16 protein-coding genes are annotated in these 21,233 nt (G+C 62.5%); 5 read left to right on the top strand and 11 right to left on the bottom strand.

Translation table 11 applies throughout. The annotated features are described in order from the left end of the window. The 4 genes from thrS to ACOVRJ_RS05515 form a co-directional block, all read right to left on the bottom strand. A partial coding sequence (gene thrS, locus ACOVRJ_RS05500) for a threonine--tRNA ligase (protein ID WP_422042890.1) occupies nucleotides 1-1,454 on the bottom strand: 1,454 nt, incomplete at its 3' end. A 267-nt stretch (nucleotides 1,455-1,721) separates the two neighbouring features. Continuing rightward, on the bottom strand, nucleotides 1,722-2,819 hold the full coding sequence (locus ACOVRJ_RS05505; protein WP_422042891.1) for a patatin-like phospholipase family protein: 1,098 nt from the start codon (nucleotides 2,817-2,819) through the stop codon (nucleotides 1,722-1,724). 13 nt (nucleotides 2,820-2,832) lie between these two features. After that, nucleotides 2,833-5,193, bottom strand: coding sequence for a TonB-dependent receptor plug domain-containing protein (locus tag ACOVRJ_RS05510; protein WP_422042892.1), 2,361 nt, complete (start codon nucleotides 5,191-5,193; stop codon nucleotides 2,833-2,835). A 92-nt stretch (nucleotides 5,194-5,285) separates the two neighbouring features. Beyond that, a complete protein-coding gene (locus tag ACOVRJ_RS05515) occupies nucleotides 5,286-7,640 on the bottom strand; it encodes a Tex family protein (RefSeq protein ID WP_422042893.1) in 2,355 nt (784 codons plus the stop codon). Nucleotides 7,641-7,999: 359 nt separating this feature from the next. Here ACOVRJ_RS05515 and ACOVRJ_RS05520 point away from each other — a divergent pair, with 359 nt between their 5' ends. Continuing rightward, nucleotides 8,000-8,812 carry a MipA/OmpV family protein gene (locus tag ACOVRJ_RS05520; RefSeq protein ID WP_422042894.1) on the top strand — a complete coding sequence of 271 codons (813 nt, stop codon included), beginning with the start codon at nucleotides 8,000-8,002 and terminating at the stop codon, nucleotides 8,810-8,812. A gap of 46 nt (nucleotides 8,813-8,858) precedes the next feature. Here ACOVRJ_RS05520 and ACOVRJ_RS05525 read toward each other — a convergent pair whose 3' ends face one another. After that, nucleotides 8,859-10,157 (bottom strand): TIGR03862 family flavoprotein, encoded by a 1,299-nt coding sequence (locus ACOVRJ_RS05525; protein WP_422042905.1) that lies wholly within the window; start codon nucleotides 10,155-10,157, stop codon nucleotides 8,859-8,861. Between the two features lie 274 nt (nucleotides 10,158-10,431). Here ACOVRJ_RS05525 and ACOVRJ_RS05530 point away from each other — a divergent pair, with 274 nt between their 5' ends. Both ACOVRJ_RS05530 and ACOVRJ_RS05535 read left to right on the top strand, forming a co-directional pair. After that, on the top strand, nucleotides 10,432-11,196 hold the full coding sequence (locus ACOVRJ_RS05530; protein WP_422042895.1) for a polysaccharide deacetylase family protein: 765 nt from the start codon (nucleotides 10,432-10,434) through the stop codon (nucleotides 11,194-11,196). Beyond that, nucleotides 11,193-12,512 (top strand): putative glycoside hydrolase, encoded by a 1,320-nt coding sequence (locus ACOVRJ_RS05535; RefSeq protein WP_422042896.1) that lies wholly within the window; start codon nucleotides 11,193-11,195, stop codon nucleotides 12,510-12,512. Before ACOVRJ_RS05530 ends, ACOVRJ_RS05535 begins: the two co-directional genes overlap by 4 nt. A 30-nt stretch (nucleotides 12,513-12,542) precedes the next feature. Here the strand turns inward: ACOVRJ_RS05535 and ACOVRJ_RS05540 are convergent, their stop codons facing one another. Together ACOVRJ_RS05540 and ACOVRJ_RS05545 are read right to left on the bottom strand one after the other, a co-directional pair. Then, nucleotides 12,543-13,022: a GNAT family N-acetyltransferase gene (locus tag ACOVRJ_RS05540; RefSeq protein ID WP_422042897.1), complete on the bottom strand. Its 480-nt coding sequence runs from the start codon at nucleotides 13,020-13,022 to the stop codon at nucleotides 12,543-12,545. After that, nucleotides 13,022-14,041 (bottom strand): NADP-dependent oxidoreductase, encoded by a 1,020-nt coding sequence (locus ACOVRJ_RS05545; RefSeq protein WP_422042898.1) that lies wholly within the window; start codon nucleotides 14,039-14,041, stop codon nucleotides 13,022-13,024. Before ACOVRJ_RS05545 ends, ACOVRJ_RS05540 begins: the two co-directional genes overlap by 1 nt. 367 nt (nucleotides 14,042-14,408) lie before the next feature. On the opposite strand from ACOVRJ_RS05545, the gene ACOVRJ_RS05550 reads away from it, so the two are divergent. Next, nucleotides 14,409-15,965 carry a methyl-accepting chemotaxis protein gene (locus tag ACOVRJ_RS05550; RefSeq protein WP_422042899.1) on the top strand — a complete coding sequence of 519 codons (1,557 nt, stop codon included), beginning with the start codon at nucleotides 14,409-14,411 and terminating at the stop codon, nucleotides 15,963-15,965. 116 nt (nucleotides 15,966-16,081) lie between these two features. Beyond that, nucleotides 16,082-17,635 (top strand): methyl-accepting chemotaxis protein, encoded by a 1,554-nt coding sequence (locus ACOVRJ_RS05555; protein WP_422042900.1) that lies wholly within the window; start codon nucleotides 16,082-16,084, stop codon nucleotides 17,633-17,635. Nucleotides 17,636-17,663: 28 nt separating this feature from the next. Here ACOVRJ_RS05555 and ACOVRJ_RS05560 read toward each other — a convergent pair whose 3' ends face one another. The 4 genes from ACOVRJ_RS05560 to ACOVRJ_RS05575 form a co-directional block, all read right to left on the bottom strand. Continuing rightward, a complete protein-coding gene (locus tag ACOVRJ_RS05560) occupies nucleotides 17,664-18,134 on the bottom strand; it encodes a PaaI family thioesterase (RefSeq protein WP_422042901.1) in 471 nt (156 codons plus the stop codon). 114 nt (nucleotides 18,135-18,248) lie between these two features. Beyond that, nucleotides 18,249-18,515, bottom strand: a complete 267-nt coding sequence (locus ACOVRJ_RS05565; protein WP_422042902.1) for a hypothetical protein — start codon at nucleotides 18,513-18,515, stop codon at nucleotides 18,249-18,251. 16 nt (nucleotides 18,516-18,531) lie between these two features. Next, on the bottom strand, nucleotides 18,532-20,346 hold the full coding sequence (locus ACOVRJ_RS05570) for an acyl-CoA dehydrogenase (RefSeq protein ID WP_422042903.1): 1,815 nt from the start codon (nucleotides 20,344-20,346) through the stop codon (nucleotides 18,532-18,534). Nucleotides 20,347-20,373: 27 nt separating this feature from the next. Further along, nucleotides 20,374-21,233: acetyl-CoA C-acyltransferase (locus tag ACOVRJ_RS05575; RefSeq protein ID WP_422042904.1), on the bottom strand; the 860-nt coding region annotated here is incomplete at its 5' end.

Below are 21,233 nucleotides of genomic sequence, written 5' to 3' on the forward strand. Positions count from 1 at the left end.
GTGCCGCACTGCCACTGGCGGCCCAGCGCATCTTTCAGCGTGTATTCGATCTTGGGACCGTAGAAGGCACCGTCGCCCGGAGCGATGACGATCTCCACACCTGATGCGCGCAGCGACTCCATCAAGGCGAACTCGGCCTTGTCCCAGACCTCGTCCGAGCCAATGCGCGCCTCGGGGCGAGTGGCCACCTTGTAGATGATGTCGGTGAAGCCGAAGTCCTTGTAGACCTTCTGCAGCAGCGCGGTGTAGTTGACGCATTCCTGCAGGATCTGATCTTCGGTACAGAAGATATGGCCATCGTCCTGTGTGAAGCCGCGCACGCGCATGATGCCGTGCAGGCCGCCCGTGGGCTCATTGCGGTGGCATTGGCCGAACTCGCCGAAACGCAGCGGCAGGTCGCGGTAGCTCTTGATGCCGTGCTTGAAAATCAAGATGTGACCGGGGCAGTTCATCGGCTTGAGCGCGTAATCACGCTTCTCCGACTCGGTCGTGAACATATTGTCTTTGTACTTGTCCCAGTGCCCCGAGGCCTCCCACAGCGTCTTGTCCAACAACTGAGGACCCTTGACTTCCTGGTAGCCGTTGTCGCGGTAAACGGCGCGCATGTACTGCTCGACCTGCTGCCAAACCGTCCAGCCCTTGGGGTGCCAGAACACCACGCCCGGCGCATGCTCGTCGATATGGAACAGCTCCAGTTCCTTGCCCAGCTTGCGGTGGTCGCGTTTCTCCGCCTCTTCCAGCATCAAGAGGTACTTCTGCAGATCATCCTTGCTGGCCCAGGCAGTGCCGTAGATGCGCTGCAACTGCTCGTTACGGTGGTCACCGCGCCAGTAGGCGCCGGCCACCTTCATCAGCTTGAAGTGCTTGAGCTTGCCAGTGGACGGCACGTGCGGGCCGCGACACAGGTCGGTGAACTTGCCTTCGGCATACAGCGAGACATCCTGATCGGCCGGGATACTCTCGATGATCTCGGCCTTGTAGGCCTCGCCAATGCTCTTGAAGTAGGCCACGGCCTCGTCGCGCGGTAGCACGCTGCGAGTGACCTTCTCATCCTTCTTGGCCAGCTCCGTCATCTTCGATTCAATGGCGGCCAAGTCTTCCGGCGTGAAGGGGCGCTTGTAGCTAAAGTCGTAATAGAAACCGTGCTCGATGACCGGGCCGATGGTGACCTGAGCCTCCGGGAACAACTCTTTCACCGCGTAGGCCAGCAAGTGAGCGGTCGAGTGGCGAATCACCTCCAGACCGTCAGAGTCCTTGTCGGTAATGATGGCCAGCTGCGTATCCGCTTCCATCAAGTAGCTGGTATCCACAATGCGAGCGGCATCACCACTGCCCACGCGGCCCGCCAAGGCAGCCTTGGCCAAACCCGCACCAATCGAGGCGGCGACGTCGGCCACGGTGACGGCTTGCGGGAATTCGCGTTTGGACCCGTCAGGCAATTGAATTGAGATCATGAGGCACTCCGAGTTTCGGCAGGTCTAACGAATTGAAATGGGAAACGGGCAAGGGCAAAAAAAAACGCGGCTGGTTGCCGCGCTTTTTTTGGAAACTGCTCCGTTGATCGAGCAGTTCAGACTGGAAAGATAAGGCGTGACGAAAGCGCGGCCGACTTCACCCCTGTGAAGGTGTGGTCGTAGTTCGCGGTGTCATAACCATGATGCCTTTCTCGCCCTTGTTCGTTGCTGTTGGGCCAATTGTAGCCATGCTTGAAGACAAGCGGCTTACAAAGGCAAGGCCTGAATCGAAGGCTGCTCACAGGCCTGGGCAAATTCATCACGCAGACGTTGGCTTTCGGCAATGGCGCGCAACCACGCCGTCGCGCGCGCACTCACGCCATCACCGTAATGCTGAAAATCCCCACGATCGGGCAGCTTGCCCAGCGGCAGCGTCTTGATCCAGGCCGGACTCGGTGCCAACAGCACCACATTGTCGAGAAAGGCACTGGCGCGATGGCGCGACTTCAAGGCTTTGTCCAACCACCCCGGAATGACTTGCTGCTGAAAATGCGGATACAGCACCAAGCCCTCGCCCGCCATGGCCGCGTAGTTCAGGTGCAGGTGATAGTCGGTAATGCCGCCGTCCCAATAGGCACCGCGCGGTGCGCCTGGAATGTCGTGCACCGCCTGCAGCCAAAACGGAATCGAGCAGCTGGCCAGCAAGGCCGGCTGGAAATTCTGCGTCGTCAGCGCGGCGCTGTGGCTGCGATAGTCGTGCAGCGGCACCGGCAAGGCCTCGCCGGGCGCCGAGAACACCACCCGGTCCAGCCAAGCACCCATGGCCCGGCGCTTGAGCAGATTAGCCATGAAGGCGCCGGTATAGCCCAGCGGCGTCCGCAGGCGCCCTTCCCGCCCGAGCAGATGCCGGCCGCGTGAGGTGAACAGGTGCAAGCGATAGCGCGGATGCGTCAAGGCCAGGCTCTCTCGGCCGCCAAAGAACTCACCGAGATTGGCCGCAAAACCGCGGCTGACGTCCTTGGCCTTGGGCATCTTGCCGGGCAGGCTGTCGTAACGCTGATTCACATAGTCATGTGCCAGCCGGTCGAAATCTCTCTGCGCCTCTGCGGAAGAACGCCCCAAACAAGCGGTCGCCATGCGCCAGGCGCCTATCGATGCGCCCAGCAGATGCACCTGCTGCGCACTCCGAGCCAACCAGTCGCCAAACAGATACTGATCCAGCGGCCCAAGGATCAATCCCTTGGGACCACCGGCGGCGGCCGGCACCACCCGGATGTCTTCGGGGCGCAGACCCCGCTCAGCCAGGCGCGCCCGCGCGCGCGGTCCGGCATAGATTTGCAGCGCTTGTTGACCGCTAGAGCTCATGCACCCGATGACATCAAAGCTTCAATTCCAAGGCCAGGCCAAACTGGGTCCGGCCTTCGCGCAAGACCTGGGTGCTGCCGCCATCGCTGATCAGGGTCAGCGAGCGTGAATCCAGCGGCGCCAGATTGTTGGCTGAGAAACGCAGCGAGGCCGACTTGCTGAAAACCCATTGCGCATACACATCGAGAGCACGAGTGTTGGACAGATCCAGAGACTGGCTCAAGGTCTGCTGGGTCGCATAGCCCGGTGTATAGGCCAAGGACAGGCCGGTGCTCAGGGGCAAGCTGCTGAGGCGATAGTCAAAGCCGACATTGGCCGACCAAGGTTGCTGGCCGTCCAGGCGGTTGTTCGCCATCGGCAGGGCGTCGACATTGGATCGATAGATGCTCAGATTGCCGCGCAGATTGAGTGCTAGCTTGGGGTCGAACACCGAGGGCAGCAACTCACCGGCCCGGCCCTTGACCTCCAACTCCAGGCCCATGGTCTGGGCCTTGGAGAAATTCACCGGCCGCGAGACATAACGCTGCAAGGAGGACCAGTCCACCGTCTCCAAGGCGACGCGGTTGCGAATCAGATCATTGATGCTGCGATAGAACACGCCAACGCTGGCCATGCCGCCGCCGCTGAGGTACTTCTCAAAGGCGATGTCCAGACCGGTGGCCAACTCCGGCTTCAGGTTTGGATTGCCGGCTCGATCGGGGTTGAGTTCGTCATTGGGCAGTGGTGTGACGCCATCCGGCCCGAACACCGGCTTGACGCTATTGGTCAAGGGCCGCGCCAGCAAGGCATTCAAGTCCGGCGCCTTGTAGCTACGGGTCAGGCTGGCGCGAATCAAGTCACGGCCCTTGGGGTCGAGCTTGTAATTCAGGTGCCATAGCGGCGTGACCACGGTGCTGACATTGCTGAACTGCTGCTCCGTGCCACGGCTGCTGGACTTGATGCGTTCACCGCGCAGGCCCAGATAGGTCGACCACTGCGGCGACAACTCCCATTCGTCCTGCACAAACAGCGCTTGGCGCTCAATATTGGCGGAGAAGACCTGGTTGTCGTACTTGGGCTGCAGAATCTGGCCGTTTTGCGTTTGGGTGCGCAACTCGTCGCGCTTGCGCCACTCCAGATCCCAGCCCACCGTCAGGCTGTGCTCATCGCCCAGCAGTTGTGCGTACTTGCCGCCCTGGATCAGGCTTTGATCTTGGTTATTGCCCACCGTGCTGCGAAAGGGCTGCTGACCCGCACCGGGCTTGGGCTCACGGAAGCTCAAATTGTCAAACGTGCCTTTGGACTCTTGCAGCGTCAACTTAAGCTCGACCCGCTGCGAATCACTGAAGCGATTGGTCCACTGCGCATTGCCGCGCACGTTTTGCCAGGTGCCCTGATTGAGCGAGTCATCGTCGGCAAAAGGCAGGTTGAGTGCATCGATCTTGTTGAAAGTCTGCCGGTTGTTCCAATAGCCTTTTTGCACAAAAGCCTGCACGGCCAAGCTCTCTTCATCACTGATGCGCCAGTTCAGGCGCGGCGCGGTGTTGAAGCCGTGCCCCCAATTGTCCTGTTCACCCTCGCGGCTGTAGGTTTGTCGGGACTTGTCGGTCGCCAGCAGCACGCGGTCCGTGGTGAACTGGTTCTGGCCGCGCCACTCAAAGGCCGATAAGGGCACCGACAAGGACACATTGCCGATGCGCTCGCCATAGGTGAAAGTCGCCGAAGGGGTAGGCCGCACCGCGTTATAGCCCGCGCCCAAACGCAAATCGCGCTGGCTGACACGTGGGGCGTCCTTGAGAATGATGTTGATGGCGCCAGCAACGGCCTGGGCGCTCTGATCCGCCGTCGGGCCTTTGGTGACCTCAATGCGCTCCACCTGCGAAGGGCTGAGCTGGTCCAGCGCAAAGCCCGGTGGCGCCGGATCGCCGTTGATCAGAATCAGCGTGTACCCAGCACCCAGGCCGCGCATGCGTGGGCCGCCACCTTGCACGGTGACGCCAGGCAGGCGCTTGAGCACATCGGAAACATTGGTGTCGCCGTACTTATCCATCTCCTCGCGGCCATAAATCTGCTTGGCGACCTGCGACTTGCGGCGCAGATCGGTGTCGCTTTGGCGCGCGCTGATGTCCACCCGTTCCAGACGACTGTTGGGCTGGCGCTGCGGCGTGTCGCCCATGCCAGGGGGCATGTCTTGCGCCAGAGCGCCCCCGGAACTCAGGCTCAGGCCCAGCACCAATAAGGAACTCAAGGTGACACAGGCGGCCGGCACGGCGCGCAGGGTCAAAGGCTTCATCAAGACGGTTACGGACATCGAAGAGCTCACAAAATCAATGGCAAAACGCCCGCCACCATAGCGCGCCTGCGCTTGGCTTGCAGCGGCGAGGCGATCAGACAAGGAATCTTGGGGGCGATCTGCGGCGATTCGACCCTGAATCGCCGCCATTTCGCCACAGACGGAGGGAGCGGGAGCGCGCTCCCCCAACAAGCTCAGCGCTTGCTGCCGCCCTGCAGCTTGGCAAAAGCCGCGGCCATCGCACCTCCCGCCGGCGCGGCTGCCGGGCTGGAAGGCCGGCCTGCACCACCGCTACGCTCATTGCGCGCCGCCGGGCGGTAGCTGTTGTCAGCCTTGCCGCCTTGAGCACCGCGCTGCACCGGGGCGTCCAGCTTCATCGTCAGCGAAATGCGCTTGCGGGCAATGTCCACCTCCAAGACGCGCACCTTGACGATGTCGCCGGTCTTGACCACTTCGCGCGCATCGGTGACGAATTTGTTCGACAACTGGCTGACGTGAACCAGACCGTCCTGGTGCACCCCCAGGTCGATGAAGGCACCGAACTGCGCCACGTTGGAGACCGTGCCCTCCAGCACCATGCCTTCGACCAGGTCCTTGATGTCTTCCACGCCGTCGTTGAAGCGGGCCACCTTGAAGTCGGGGCGTGGGTCGCGGCCCGGTTTTTCCAACTCGGCCAAGATGTCCTTGACGGTGATGGCGCCGAACTTCTCGTCGGCAAAGGCCTCGGGCCTGAGCGTGCGGATCACATCGCTCTTGCCCATCACCTCAGAAGCCGGGCGGCCCACGGTCTTCAAAATGCGCTCGACCAGCGAATAGGTTTCAGGGTGCACGCCGGAGAAGTCCAGCGGGTTCTCACCCTCGCGGATGCGCAAGAAGCCGGCCGACTGCTCAAAGGTCTTGGGCCCCAGGCCCGCCACTTCAAGCAATTGCTTGCGGTTTTTGAAGGCGCCATTGGCATCGCGCCAGCGCACGATGGACGAGGCCACATTGGCGGACAGGCCCGACACGCGCGAGAGCAGCGGCGCCGAGGCGGTATTCAGGTCCACACCCACCGAGTTCACGCAGTCTTCCACCACCGAGTCCAGCATCTTGGCCAACTCGCTTTGGTTCACATCATGCTGGTACTGGCCGACGCCAATGCTCTTGGGATCGATCTTCACCAACTCAGCCAGCGGGTCTTGCACCCGGCGAGCGATGGACACCGCACCGCGCAGGGTCACGTCCAGATCGGGCAATTCTTTGGAGGCAAATTCCGAGGCCGAGTAGATCGACGCGCCGGCCTCGCTGACCACCACCTTTTCGATCGGGGTGCCTGGCGCCAGTTGCTGAATGCGCTTGATCAGGTCGCCGGCCAGCTTGTCGGTCTCGCGACTGGCGGTGCCGTTGCCGATGGCGATCAGATTGACGCCATGGGTCGCGCACAGCCGGCCCAAGGTGTGGATGGAACCTTCCCAGTCCTTCTTCGGCTCATGCGGGTAGACCACGCCGGTGTCCAGCACGCGTCCGGTGTCACTGACCACCGCCACCTTGACGCCAGTGCGGATGCCGGGGTCCAGACCCAGCACCACGCGCTTGCCTGCCGGCGCGGCCAGCAGCAGGTCGCGCAAATTCTCGGCAAAGACCTTGATGGCCACACGCTCGGCTTCTTCGCGCAGGCGGGCGAACAGGTCGCGCTCCAAGCTCATGCTGAGCTTGACCTTCCAGGTCCAGGACACGCATTTGCGGATCAGCGCATCACCGGGGCGGCTGCCCATGGTCCAGCCCAGATGGCGGGCAATGCGCCCTTCTGCCAAGCCGGGTTGGCCGGCCACCACTTCTTCATCCAGCGCCAACTTGGCGTCCAAGAACTCCAGCGTGCGGCCACGGAACACGGCCAAAGCGCGGTGCGAGGGCACGGTGCGAATCGGCTCGTCGTAGTCGAAGTAGTCGCGGAACTTGGCGATGTCCGGGTTGTTCTCGTCCTTGCCGTCCATCAGCTTGGAACGGAACAGGCCCTCGGCCCACAGCCATTCGCGCAGCTTGCCGATCAGCACTGCGTCTTCGGCCCAGCGCTCGGAGAGCAGATCGCGCACGCCGTCCAAAACCGCGAAGGCATCGGCAAAGCCGGCGTCCGGGTTCAGGAAGGCCGCCGCCTCGCTCATCGGATCCAGATTCGGGTCGGCAAAAAGCTTGTCGGCCAGCGGCTCCAGCCCCGCCTCGCGGGCGATCATGCCCTTGGTGCGACGCTTTTGTTTGTAAGGCAGGTAGAGGTCTTCCAACTCCTGCTTGGTCGGCGCGGCCTCAATGGCGGCGCGCAATTCGGGGCTCAGCTTGCCCTGCTCTTCAATGCTCTTGAGCACCGCAGCGCGGCGGTCTTCCAGCTCGCGCAAGTAACCCAGGCGCGCTTCCAAATCGCGCAGTTGGCTGTCATCCAGCCCGTCGGTCACTTCCTTTCGGTAGCGGGCGATGAAGGGCACGGTGGCGCCGCCATCGAGCAGCTCCACGGCTGCATTGACTTGGGCCGGGCGAACCTTCAGTTCGGCGGCAATTTGTAGCAGGATCTTGTCCAAAGCGTTGGGGACCAGTCAAAAACACGAAGCCGCGCAGTTTGCCACAGGGGCTTCGCCCCCCATTCGGCATGGCCGGAGGTCGGCGGCTCAACGCCAGCTAGGCAGGGTTTCGCTGCCAAAAGGCGGCTGGTCAATAAAGCACTGGGCAGCATGGCCCGTGATCGCAGACGCTGCAACAGCTGGCGCCGAAGCATCCGTTTCGGTCCCAATCATCGGTGGGTTTCATGCCACCAAGCTTTTTGCAAGTATCGGCGCTCAGTCGAGAATTCAGCCCGCCAGCACAAGATCCAAACTTCGGTCATAGTGCGAAGCGTTGAGCCCCACCAAGGCCATCCCATCACTCAACCCTTGAAACCGATATGACCCACAACGCCGCCCGCCAAACAATCGCCGCCACCTTGATCACCTGCGTGGGTCTGCTGGCCGCCACCGCCGCCCAGGCCCAAGCCTTTGACGCCGCTCGCATTTACGGAGCCGCGCCAGAACGCGACGGCGGTTTAGTCGGCCTGGTGGCCATCGCCGGTCACGAGTACCAAGGCTCGAAGAAATCCCGCGCCATGTTGTTGCCCAGCTTGGACTATCAGTGGAGCAATGGCTTTTTCGCAGGCACTTCCAACGGCATCGGCATCAACTTCTCCAAGCACCCGCAGATGAGCTACGGCCTTCGCCTGACCGCCGACTTTGGCCGCGACGAAGATCGATCGCCCGCACTCAAGGGTATGGGGGATATCGACTTCCGGCCAGAGCTTGGCGGTTTTTTCAACTACAACGTGAGCAAAAGCCTGGTGCTGACCTCGTCGCTGCGATACGGCTCGGGCAATGACCGCAAAGGGCTGCAGGTCGATTTGGGCGCTGCCTACTTGATGGTGCTGGCACCGCAATGGCGCTTGGGTCTGGGCGGCGCCATGACCGTGGCCAATGCCGACTACTTGCAGTCACACTTCGGCGTTAGCAAGGCGCAATCGGCCAGCAGCGGCTACTCCATCTACACCCCTTCGGCCGGCGTGCGCGATGTGCGGGCCAACGCCTCGCTGAGCTACTCCATCAACAAGCGCACCGGCATCACCGCCGCGCTGTCGGCAAGCGCTCTGCAAGGTGACGCCAAGAACAGCCCGCTGACGCAGCAAAAGAACAGCCTGAACGGCGTGATGGCCCTGACTTACTTGTTCTGAGCACGAGCGCTGGGCCCAGACCCGCGGGCCCAGCGTTGCAATGAGCTCAATCCGCTGAGGATAACCACGCGGCCGCGCCATCGCCGGCCACCGCACCGCTGGCCATGCTGGCGGTAAGCAGGTAGCCGCCGGTTGGGGCCTCCCAGTCGAGCATCTCCCCGGCGCAAAACACGCCCGGCAGCTTTTTCAGCATCAGACCGGTGTCCAACTCCGGCAGGCAAACGCCGCCGGCGGTGCTGATGGCCTCGGCCACCGGCCTGGCGGAGCGCAGCCGCAGGGGCAGGCGCTTGAGCGTGGCGGCCAGGGTCGAGACATCGGTGTACTCCTGCTTGCTGAGCACCTCGTGCAGCAGGGCCGCCTTCAAGCCGTCAATGCCCAAGCGGCCTTTCAAATGGGTGGACATGGAGCGGGTGCCGCGCGGCCGGGCCACTTCGGCCACCACAAAATCAACGCTGCGATCGGGCAGCAAGTCCAGATGAATCAAGGCCTCGCCAAACTCGGCGATCTCTTCGCGCAGCAGGCTGCTGGCCGCGTAAATCAATGAGCCTTCCAAGCCGCTGGCGGTGATCACAAACTCGCCCTGGCGCGCAAAGCGGCGGCCGCTCTGCCCTTCGAACTGCAAGGCCACGGGCTTGACCGGCAGACCCGCAAACTTCTCCACAAAGAAGGAGCTCCAACCCGGGTTTGTGGCGTCCGGACGGGCCAAGCCCAAATCAAAGCCGCAATTGGCGGGGCGCAAGCCCGCAATCTCCACGCCGCGTGCGCTCAGCAAAGGGACCCAACCGGCGTTGGAGCCCAGCTGCGGCCAAGACGCGCCCCCAAGGGCCAAAACCACGGCACGGGCTGCAATGCTGTGCTGCTGACCCGCATGCGCGAAAACCAAGTCACGGGCTTCGTTCCACCCCAGCCAACGGTGATGCATATGAAAGCGCACACCCTGGGCCCGCAAGCGGCTCAACCAAGACCGCAACAAGGGTGCGGCCTTCATGTCGACCGGAAAGACCCGGCCTGAGCTGCCGACAAAGGTCTCCACCCCCAGACCCTGTGCCCAAGCCCGCAAGCCAGGGCCGTCCAGCGTCGCCAGCCACTGCTGCACCTCGGGACAGGCTTCGCTGCGCCCGGTGCTGAATCGGCTGGCAAAGGCCTCGCCGTCCTCAGCGTGGGTCAGATTGAGCCCACCCTTGCCGGCCAGCAAAAACTTGCGCCCGACCGAAGCCATCGCGTCAAAAACATCAACCTCGACTCCTGCGGCCCGCAACCGTTCAGCCGCCATCAGGCCAGCTGGACCGCCGCCAATGACGATGGCATGGCGCGTAGATTCAGTTGAAGAGGTGTGCTCAGGCATGACGAGAAAAATGGCGAAGATTGGTTCGGCAGTGTGCCAGATCAAGCCCTGGCTGGGCGCGAGCAGATATTGCGTCAAAAGGTCCATCAAGCTGGCAAGATGGAAGCGAGCGACCGGTTTCAACCCCTGCTTGCAGATGAACAGCTTGCCCAACTCCCCTCCCACCCTCAAGGCCCCGCTTGAGCCGTCGGATTCGTTAGCCCCACCGGCGTCCGGCTTGAGTCGGCGCCAGGTTCTAACGCTGCCTTTGAGCGCCGCTTGGCCAGGCTGGGCGATGGCCGAGCCGACCTTTCTGCAAGCCGTGCCGATCTTGGTTTACCACCGTTTTGCCGACCGTGCCGTTGACAGCATGAGCATCCGCCGCAGCCTGTTTGCGGCACATCTGGAAACGATTCACCGGCTCGGCGCGCAGGTCATCCCCTTGAGCGACTGGGTGGCCTACCGGCGCGGCGAGCTCAAACAACTGCCCGCACGCGCACTGGTGCTGACGGTCGACGATGGCCATCTGTCGCAATACCAGGTGATGGCGCCACTCTTGCAGGAAGCGAGTCAAAGGACCGGCGCCGCATGGCCCATCACCTTGTTCATCTACCCCTCGGCCATCTCCAAGGCCAGCTACGCCATGAGCTGGGCCCAGCTGCGCGAGCTGAGCCGGCAGCCCGGATTCAGCCTGCAATCGCACAGCTACTGGCACCCTAACTTCGTGCAGGAGCGGCGCCGCCTTGATCCGGCCGCCTTTGATCGCTTCGCGCGCCAGCAATTGCAGCGCTCACGCGGTGTCTTGCAAGACAAGCTCGGCACCGCGGTGACGCAACTGGCCTGGCCGTTTGGACTCAGCGACGCCGGCTTGCACGCTCTGGCGGAAGAGCTGGGCTACCACGCCGCCTTTGGCCTGAGCAACCGCGCCGCCACGCTGCAGTCGCCGCAGTTTGATGCTCCGCGCTATCTGACCCTGGACAGCGTCAGCGAGCGCGCCCTAGCCGTTTGGTTGAAACAAGCCTTTCAAGCCTCGCAAATCGACCAGGAGAAGCCCACATGAACGCCCGCTTGCTCGCTGCCGCCCTGTCGCTGGCACTGAGCCTGCTCGGCCAGTCCGCCTTGGCGACCCCAAGCACCCTGCAAGGTGTGGTGCGCGACCAGCAAAGCGGGCGCCCGATCGCACAGGCAACCGTGGTGCTGGGCCCGCACATCGTCATCAGCGACGAGCGCGGCGGCTTCAGCGTGACGGCCGAACTCGGCGCGACGCAAAGCCGGATCAGTGCCCGCGCGCCGGGCTACCGGAGCAGCGAACACGTGCTGCCGATCAGCTCGGATGCGCGCACCCAGCCCAACCATTCGGCAATCACATTGAACCTGAGCCCGCTGCGCGCCAAGGGGGTGTATCTGTCGGTCTACGGCATTGGTAGCAGCAGCCTGCGCGGCGACGCGCTCGCCCTGATCGGAAAAACCGAACTCAATACCCTGGTCATCGATGTCAAGGGGGACCGCGGGCTGGTGCCTTATCGCAGCGCCGCCTTGGCCCGCGCGGGCCTAGGGCCGCAAAAAATCATCACCGTTCGCGATATGCCGACCCTGATCAAGGATCTACGCGCACGCGGCCTCTACCTGATCGCTCGCATTGTCACCTTCAAAGACGATGCCTTGGTGGCCGCGCACCCGCAATGGGCGGTGCGTGATGCCCAGGGCGCCATCTGGAAGGACCGTGAAGGTCTAGCCTGGATCGACCCCTTCCAGCGTGCCGCCTGGACGCACAGCCTGGACATGGCCGAAGAGGCGGCGCAACTGGGTTTCGACGAGGTGCAATTCGACTATGTGCGCTTCCCCGACGCCGTGGGCCTGAGCTTCAGTCGACCCAATCACGGGCCAGACGCCGAGGCCGCCCGCATCGCCGCCATCGGCGGCTTTCTGACGGCTGCCAGGCAACGCCTGACCCCCTACAACGTCTTCATCTCGGCCGACATCTTTGGCTACGTCAGTTGGAACAGCAACGACACCCAGATCGGCCAACAACTGGAGGCACTCGCTGATCTGGTCGATTACCTGAGCCCGATGCTCTACCCCTCCGGCTTTCACCTGGGCATCCCCGATCACCGCAATCCGATGGAAGCACCCTTCGAGATCGTCGAACACAGTCTGCGCCGTGCGATTCAACGCACCGGCCTGCCGGGCGCGCGCTTCCGACCCTGGCTCCAAGCATTTCGGGACTACGCCTTCGATCACCGCGACTTTGGTGAGCTTGAAATCCGCCGCCAGATCGAGGCCGCCGACAGCGTCGGCAGCAGCGGCTGGCTGCTATGGAATCCGAGGAACCGCTACGGCAGCGCAGGCCTGGCTGAACGCAAGCCACAGCCCTGAGCATTGCAGCCGAAAGCGCGAGACGGACGATCAAGTCATGCTTGCGTCGCTGGGCCTTTGCATATCGATGTGCAGGATGCCGTCCTCGTCATAAGGTGGCGAGATCTGCACAAAGCCCTGGCTGGCATAAAAGTCCAGCAGATAAGCCTGGGCATTGATCGCAATCGCCTGGCCCGGCCAGAGGCGCTCGCATTGCGCAATCGCTTGTTGCATCAAAGCGCGGCCGGCGCCGGTGCCACGCGCGACCGGGGCGCTGACCACGCGGCCAATCTCCGGCAGCAGATGGGTGGGCCCTTTGGCCAGCGGCGGCAACAGGCGGGCGTTGGCGTAAAGCTCGCCGCTGGCCTCGTCATGCCCGAGCAAATGCCAGGCTTGCAGGTCGATGCCATCCGGATCCAAATAGACACAGGCCTGCTCCAGCACAAAGACCTGGGAACGCAGCGCCAGCGCCTGGTAGAGGGCCAGGGGACTCAAGTCCTGCAAACGAGCACAAGTCCAACGCAGGCCCATCAGACCAGCTTCACCAGTTGTTTGCCGAAGTTGCGCCCCTTCAGCAAGCCCAAAAAGGCTTCGGGTGCGCTGGCCAAACCTTCGCTGACCGACTCACGGAACTTCAGCCGGCCGGTGGCCACCAAGGCGCCCAACTCCTTCAAGGCCTCGGGCCAAACGTCCATGTGCTCGGTGACGATAAAGCCCTCGAACTTCATGCGATTGATCAGGATCAGCTGCGGCGCACTCATGGGAATGGGCTCACCGTTGTAGCCAGAAATCATGCCGCACATCGCCACCCGGCTGAAGGCATTGGCGCGCGACATGACGGCATCCAGAATCGTGCCGCCCACATTCTCGAAGTAGCCGTCGATCCCGTTGGGGCATGCGATCTTCAAGGCGGCCGACAGAGACTTCACGTCAGCATGCTGCTTGTAATCGACGCAGGCATCAAAGCCCAGCGTTTCCACCACATAACGGCATTTTTCAGCACCACCGGCCAGGCCCACTACCTGCGCGCCACGCGCCTTGGCCAACTGCCCCACCACCGAGCCGACCGCGCCGCTGGCCGCACTGACCACCACCGTTTCACCGGCTTGTGGGTTGATGATCTTGACCAAGCCGTACCAGGCGGTCACCCCCGGCATGCCCACCGCGCCCAAGAACGCCGACAGTGGGATATGCGTGGCATCCACCTTTTGCAAGACGCCGCGCTGGCCGCCATCGACGATGAAGAAATGCTGCCAACCGCCCATGCCCACCACCTGGTCGCCGACCGAGAAGGCAGCGTTCTTGGAGGCCACCACCTCACCCACCGTGCCGCCCAGCATCACCTGGTTCAAAGGCTGCGGTTGTGCATAGCTCTTGCCCTCGTTCATGCGGCCGCGCATGTACGGATCCAGGCTCAGGTAATGGTTGCGCACCAGGACCTGCCCGTCCAGCAACTCGGGCACGGCCACGTCCATTTGCTTGAAGTTGTCCAGGCCTGGCTCGCCCGTGGGACGCGAGACCAGATGAATTTGTGAGTTGATGAAACTCATGATGATGAAGTTCCTTGTTCTGTTGGCGGGACCGGCTCGCACCGATTCAGAGGCCCCTCATTGGGCGCCCCCCGGCTTAGCAAACACACGCACTGCTGCAATTGAAACAAGCATAAGGCCTTCAACCCCCGCCTTTGGCGCAGCTTCAGAACGATCGTGCTTTTTTGACAAGCCGCCCATGGCAAAACAACAGTTCAAGTTCATGGACATGAATCCGATAGCCATCAGATGCCATCCTGTTGGAAGATGGCCATGCTGGCTGCGACGCCCAAGCAATCGCAGCGCTCCTACGAACCAGTTCATTCATTGCAAGCAGGCGGGAACTCCGCTGCAATCAGGCGTCAGCCCGAACTTAGGAGAACTTTTCATGAGTCTTTCCGACTACAAGATTGCCACCAAGCTGATTGCGGCATTTCTTCTGATCTCGGCCCTGGGCGCCTTGATGGGTATGTTGGGGCTGTTCAATATGAAGAGCATGGCGGATGCAGCCGACACGATGTACGAGAAAGAGCTGCTCGGCGTGTCCCTGATCAAAGAGGCCAATATCGACCTGCTCTATATCGAACGCGATGTTCGCAATGTGCTGCTGGCCACCACACCCGATTTGCGCAACAAGTCGCGCAGCGGTATCCGCGCCAATGTCGAGCTGGCCAAAAGCTATATGGCGAAAGCCGAACCGCTTTTCTGGACGGAGGCAGGCAAGGCCGAGTTCAGCAAGCTCAAGACACTCTGGGGCGAGTACGAAGCCGTGCTCAAGAGCTTGGACGGCAAGTTGGACGACGATTCGCTGGCCGGCAACGATCTGGCGATTGACTATCTTTTCAAAAGCGTCATCCCCGTCGTCAACCAAGTGGATGATCAGTTGACGGCACTATCGAAAGTCAAAGAAGCCAGTGCCAAACAAGCCAGCGAGCAAACCGAAGCGACTTATGCCAGCAGCCGCATGCTCACTGCGGCCTTGATCGTGCTGGGGGTGGCCGGCGGCATTGGCTTGGGGCTGATGATCAGCCGCAATGTGCTGCAATCTCTGCAGCAGGCGCTGAGCGTCGCGGAGCGTATGCGCGAGGGCGACATGAGCCAGGCCCTGCAGGTTCGAGGTCGAGACGAAACCGCCGAGCTGCTGCGTGCCCAGGAAAGCATGCGCCAACGCCTGCACGAAATCGTGACCCTGGTTCGCGAAAACGCAGAAAGCGTAGCCACCGGCAGCGGACAGATCGCCCAGGGGAATGCCGACCTGAGCCAGCGCACCGAAGAACAAGCCAGCGCGCTGGAGCAAACCGCCGCCACCATGGACGAACTCAGCTCCACCGTGCGCAACAACGCCGACAACGCCAAGCAGGCCAATCAACTCGCGCTAGGCGCCTCGCAAGTAGCCAGGCAAGGCGGCGAGGTGGTCGGCGAGGTCGTCGAGACGATGAAGGGCATCAACGACAGCTCGAAGAAGATCTCCGACATCATCAGCGTGATCGATGGCATCGCCTTCCAAACCAATATCCTGGCCCTGAACGCAGCGGTGGAAGCCGCGCGTGCCGGTGAGCAGGGCCGTGGCTTCGCGGTCGTCGCCAGCGAGGTGCGTTCCCTGGCCCAGCGCAGTGCCGAAGCCGCCAAAGAGATCAAGGTCTTGATCAACGCCAGCGTCGAACGGGTCGAGCAAGGCACCCTCTTGGTAGACAAGGCCGGCGTGACGATGAACGAAATCGTCACCGCCATCCGCCGCGTCACCGACATCGTCGGTGAGATCAGCTCCTCCAGTACCGAGCAAAGCTCCGGCATTGCCCAGGTCGGCGAGGCCATCACCCAGATGGACAAGGTCACCCAGCAAAACGCCGCCTTGGTGGAAGAAAGCGCGGCCGCTGCCGAGAGCTTGCGGCTTCAGGCCGATCAGCTGGTGCAGGCGGTCGCGGTTTTCAAGCTCAAACCCTAGCAGGCAAGCCCGCTTGCCCAAACCATCGCCGCGCTACAGCGGTGTAAACCTTGTGCACGGTCGTGCTTGAAAACAGACAGAATCAAGCACCGCATGCTTTGAAGAGGCCCTGCATCATGCAACTTTCCGACTACAAGATTTCCACCAAGCTGGTGGCCGCGTTTTGTGCAGTCGCAATGATTGGCGCTGCGCTCGGCGGTATAGCGATCTTCAATATGAAGCGCATCAATGATGCGGACACCCGGCTGTATGAGCAAAACCTGATTGGCCTTTCACTGATCAAGGAGGCCAATGCCCAGCGCCTGCAGGGTTTGGTGGCGGTTCGCGAGGCTTTGCTGGCCACCGATGCCCAGGAGCGTGAACAGGCCTTGCGTCTGATGGCCGATGCACGCAAGAAATGTGGCGAGCTGCTGGAGCAGGCCGCCAAGCTGCAGCTCGATGACAAAGCGCGAGAGAACACCAACAAGCTGCGCACGCTGTGGGAGAAAGACCAGCAGATCGCCCAGGAACTGGTGGCTCGCATTCAGAAAACCGATCTGAGCGGCTCCAACGAGTCGATCAAGTACATCAAGTCAGATGTCACGCCGCAAGGCATCTTGGTCGACCAGACGCTGAGCGCTTTGTCGCAGCAAAAAGAAGCCGACGCCAAGGCGGTCTCAGCCTCCAATGATGAGCTGTACCACAGCAGCCGAAACATGACGATGGTGTTGATCGTGCTGGGCGTGGCGGTCGGCGTGGGCCTGGGCTTGGGCATCAGCCGACATGTGACCCGACCCTTGGCCCAGGCAGTGCAAGGCGCGCAGGCGATGAGCGACGGCGACATGACGGTTCGATTCGATGCCTCCGGCAAGGACGAAACCTCACAGCTGCTGCAAGCACTCGAACATATGCGCGGGCGCTTGCAAGCGATTGTTTCCACCGTGCGCGGTAACTCGGAAAGCGTGGCGACTGGCAGCGGACAAATCGCCCAGGGCAATGCCGACCTGAGCCAGCGCACCGAAGAGCAAGCCAGCGCGCTGGAGCAAACCGCCGCCACCATGGACGAGCTCAGCTCCACCGTACGCAACAACGCCGACAACGCCAAGCAAGCCAATCAACTGGCCCTGGGCGCCTCGCAAGTGGCCAGCCAAGGCGGCGAGGTGGTGGGCCAGGTGGTGGAGACGATGAAGGGCATCAACGACAGCTCGAAGAAGATCTCCGACATCATCAGCGTGATCGACGGCATCGCCTTCCAGACCAATATCCTGGCCTTGAACGCAGCGGTGGAAGCCGCACGTGCCGGTGAGCAGGGCCGTGGCTTCGCGGTCGTCGCCAGCGAGGTGCGCTCGCTGGCCCAGCGCAGTGCCGAGGCCGCCAAAGAGATCAAGGTCCTGATCAATGCCAGTGTCGAACGGGTCGAGCAAGGCACCGCCTTGGTCGACAAGGCCGGCGTGACCATGACCGAGATCGTCACCGCCATCCGCCGGGTCACCGATATCGTCGGCGAGATCAGCTCGGCCAGTTCCGAGCAAAGCTCGGGCATTGCCCAGGTCGGCGAGGCCATCACCCAGATGGACAAGGTCACCCAGCAAAACGCCGCCCTGGTGGAAGAAAGCGCCGCCGCTGCCGAGAGCTTGCGGCTTCAGGCCGATCAGCTGGTGCAGGCGGTCGCAGTATTCAAGCTGAACTGAGGCTCATGCCCTGCCCAGTCGGGCAAACTCAGTCCTCGGCTCGCTGCAGGGTTTTGATGCTTCGCCCCCGCCCTGGCAAGGCCTTCAAGTATTTGAAGGTCGCGGTGGCGTGAGCGCAGAGCTTGCCGTCTTCGCCGATCACCCGTCCTTCACAAAAAGCCATCGTCACGGTGCTGTGCAGCAGTTTGGCGATGGCACGCAGCTCGCCTTCACCGGGGCGCATGAAGGAGGTCTTCATCTCCACCGTCACAACACCGGGGCCCATGCCCCGCTCGCTCATATGAATGCTGCGCGCCGCATGGGCCATGGCCACATCCAACATCGTCATCAGGACGCCGCCATGGGCCACTTCCCAGGAGTTGAGATGCCCCTCTTTCAGGTCAACTCGGAGTTCGGCTTGCCCATCGGCCATGCTGTGAAGCTCCAAGCCCAGTTGCTCGACAAAGGGGATGTGGACCGGAAAGTTCAGCGGCTGAGCGTGTGATTTTCTGTCTGACATGACGAGGGCATCGGGATCTGTTTTCTTGAGGCGCGCAAACAGGTGTCCAGCTGAACACCCAAGACCTGCGCAGGCAGAGTCGGCATCATCGCCGAAACTTCAGACCGGCGCGGCTCACTTCCAACGCGAGCGCAGCCAAATCATCAAGGCACCGGCCAGCACCGCCAGCCCCCCCTTGCCCAACAGGAAGTAACCCAGCACTTCAGCGTCCGTCATGCCATCTCCCTTGCCGCCCCAGCTGTGCGGCCCGAACTGCAGCACGGCCAGGCCCAGCACACACACCAGCAGGCCGCCATAGACCAAGATCCAGACCAGCCGCTCCAGCCACAACAAGGCCTGGGCGCTGACCCCCTGCTTGCCCTTGCCGTCCTCATCTGTCATTTGCCTGCCCCTGCATCTAAAACCAAGCGTCGGCCATGTCTTTGCACACCGACTCGCGGCGCCCAACCACCGCCAGCCAAGCCTCGATCTTGGGCAGCTCATAGGCATAAAAGTAACGACAAGCCGCCTGTTTACCGCGAGCGAAGTCACTGCCCTGCCCCGCCTTCAAGGCCAAGTCCAACCACACCCAGGCCAGCACCAAATGGCCAAAGGCTTGCAAGTAAGGGGTGGCATTGGCCAGGGCCTCTTCGGGCTCGCCGCTGCTCCAGGCCTGTTTGGTCGCCCGGCCGACCCGGGCCATGGCCGCCGCCAGGGCATTGCCGAGCTCATCCAGACCCGGCTGCTGCAAAGCAGCCTCGACCGTGCGATTGATACGCGCGGCCAGCGCCATCAGCGCCTGCCCGCCCTGCATGACCACCTTGCGGCCCAACAGGTCCAGGCCGTGAATCCCATGGGTGCCCTCGTGAATCATGTTCAAGCGGTTGTCGCGCCAATACTGCTCGACCGGGAAGTCACGGGTGTAGCCATAGCCGCCCAGCACCTGGATGGCCAGAGAGTTCGCCTCCAGGCCCCACTCACTGGGCCAACTCTTGACGATGGGGATCAAGACCTCCAGCACGGATTGGGCTTCCTGGGCCGCCTCGGGTTCCGCCGTGTGCTGCTCGTCCACCAGGCGCGCACACAACAAGGCCAGGGCCAGCCCGCCCTCGACATAACTCTTTTGCGCCAGCAGCATGCGCTTGACATCGGCATGCTCGATGATGGGCCGCTGCGGCAGCGAGCTGTCTTTGCCGCCCGCCCCGACGGGCCGTCCCTGCGGGCGCTGCCGGGCATAAGCCAGGCTGGCCTCGTAGCCGGCATATCCCAACATGGCGGCGCCCAGGCCGACGCCGATGCGCGCCTCGTTCATCATGTGGAACATGCATTTCAGACCCTCGCCCGGCTGGCCGACCAAATAGCCCACCGCGCCGGCCTTGCCGCCAGGCAAGAACTGACCCTCGCCAAAATTAAGCAAGCAATTGCTGGTGCCACGAAAGCCAAGCTTGTGGTTCAACCCGGCGAGCGCGACGTCATTGCGCTCGCCCGTCAAGCCCCCCTCGGCCGTCACCATGCGCTTGGGCACGATGAAGAGCGAAATGCCTTTGGCGCCGGGGATCAGTTTGCCGTCCGGCGTGGGAATCTTGGCCAGCACGAGATGCACGATGTTCTCGCGCAGCTCGTGTTCACCGGCCGAGATCCACATCTTGTTGCCCTTGAGGCGGTAACGTGGGCCTAGCGGGTCCTGGGCATGATCCTCGCCATCGGGCTCCGCCCGCGTCACGATGTCGGACAAGGATGAGCCCGCCTGCGGCTCACTCAAGCACATGGTGCCAAACCAGCGACCGGCAAACTCCGCCTGCGCAAACACCTCTTTCTGCTTCGGCGTGCCGTGCGCCATCAAGAGATTGGCGTTCCCGCCGGTCAGCAAGGCATAGGCACCCACCGACACATTGGCCTTGCTGAAAAAGGCATTGGCCGCCATCTCAATCACGCAGGGCAGTTGCATGCCGCCCCAGCCATAGTCTTGCGAGGCGGCCAGCATGCCGGAGTCCACATAGGCATTCACCGCCGCCAGCGTGCCTTCCGGCAGATGGACTCGTTCGCCGTCGAAAGACGGCTCCTGCGTATCGGTGATGCGGTTGATGGGCGCAAACTTGTCTCGCGCGATGCGCTCGCAGGTGTCCAGCACCGCAGCAAAGGTCTCCAGCGAATGCTCGGCAAAGCGAGGCCGCTCGCTCAAGGCTTGCACCTCGAGCCAGTCATGCAGCAAGAAATCCAAGGTTTGACGCATCGCCTGCTCCTTGATGCCAGTGGCTGACTACAGGACCTCAAAGACGCCGGCTGCGCCCATGCCGCCGCCGATGCACATGGTCACACAGACCCGTTTGGCGCCGCGGCGCTTGCCTTCGAGCAAGGCATGGCCGGTCAAACGCTGGCCCGACACGCCGTAAGGGTGGCCCACCGCAATAGCACCGCCGTTGACATTGAGCTTGTCCATCGGAATGCCCAAGACATCGGCACAGTAGAGCACCTGGACCGCAAAGGCTTCGTTCAATTCCCAGAGGTCGATATCGGCCACCGTCAGCCCCAGACGTTTCAAGACCTTGGGCACCGCGAAGACCGGGCCGATGCCCATTTCATCCGGTTCGCACCCGGCCACCGCGAATCCGAGGAAGCGGCCCAGAGGCTGCAAGCCATGGCGTTCGGCATAGCGCTCGCTGGCCAAAACACAGGCCCCGGCGCCATCGGAAAACTGACTGGCATTGCCGGCCGAGATCAAGCCACCAGGCAGGGCGGAGCGCAGGTTCTTGATGGCATCAAAGGTCGTGCCTTCGCGCAAGCCTTCGTCGGCGCTAACGCTGACTTCCCGCGTCATCAAGCCCATCAGCTTGTCGGCCACCCCCATGGTCACCGTGATCGGCGCCAACTCGGCGCTGAACAAGCCGGCGGCCTGGGCGGCGCAGGCGCGCTGCTGGCTTTGAGCGCCATACTGGTCCATGCGCTCCCGGCCGATCTTGTAGCGCTGGGCCACGTTCTCGGCGGTCTGCAGCATATTCCAATAGATCTCCGGCTTGGCCTTGAGCAGCGCCGGGTCGGTGATCATGTGGCGATTCGCCTCGTTTTGCACGCAGGAGATGCTCTCCACGCCGCCGGCCACATACACATCGCCCTCGCCGG

The organism is Roseateles sp., assembly GCF_049240545.1.
Taxonomy (GTDB): Bacteria; Pseudomonadota; Gammaproteobacteria; order Burkholderiales; family Burkholderiaceae_C; genus Paucibacter_A.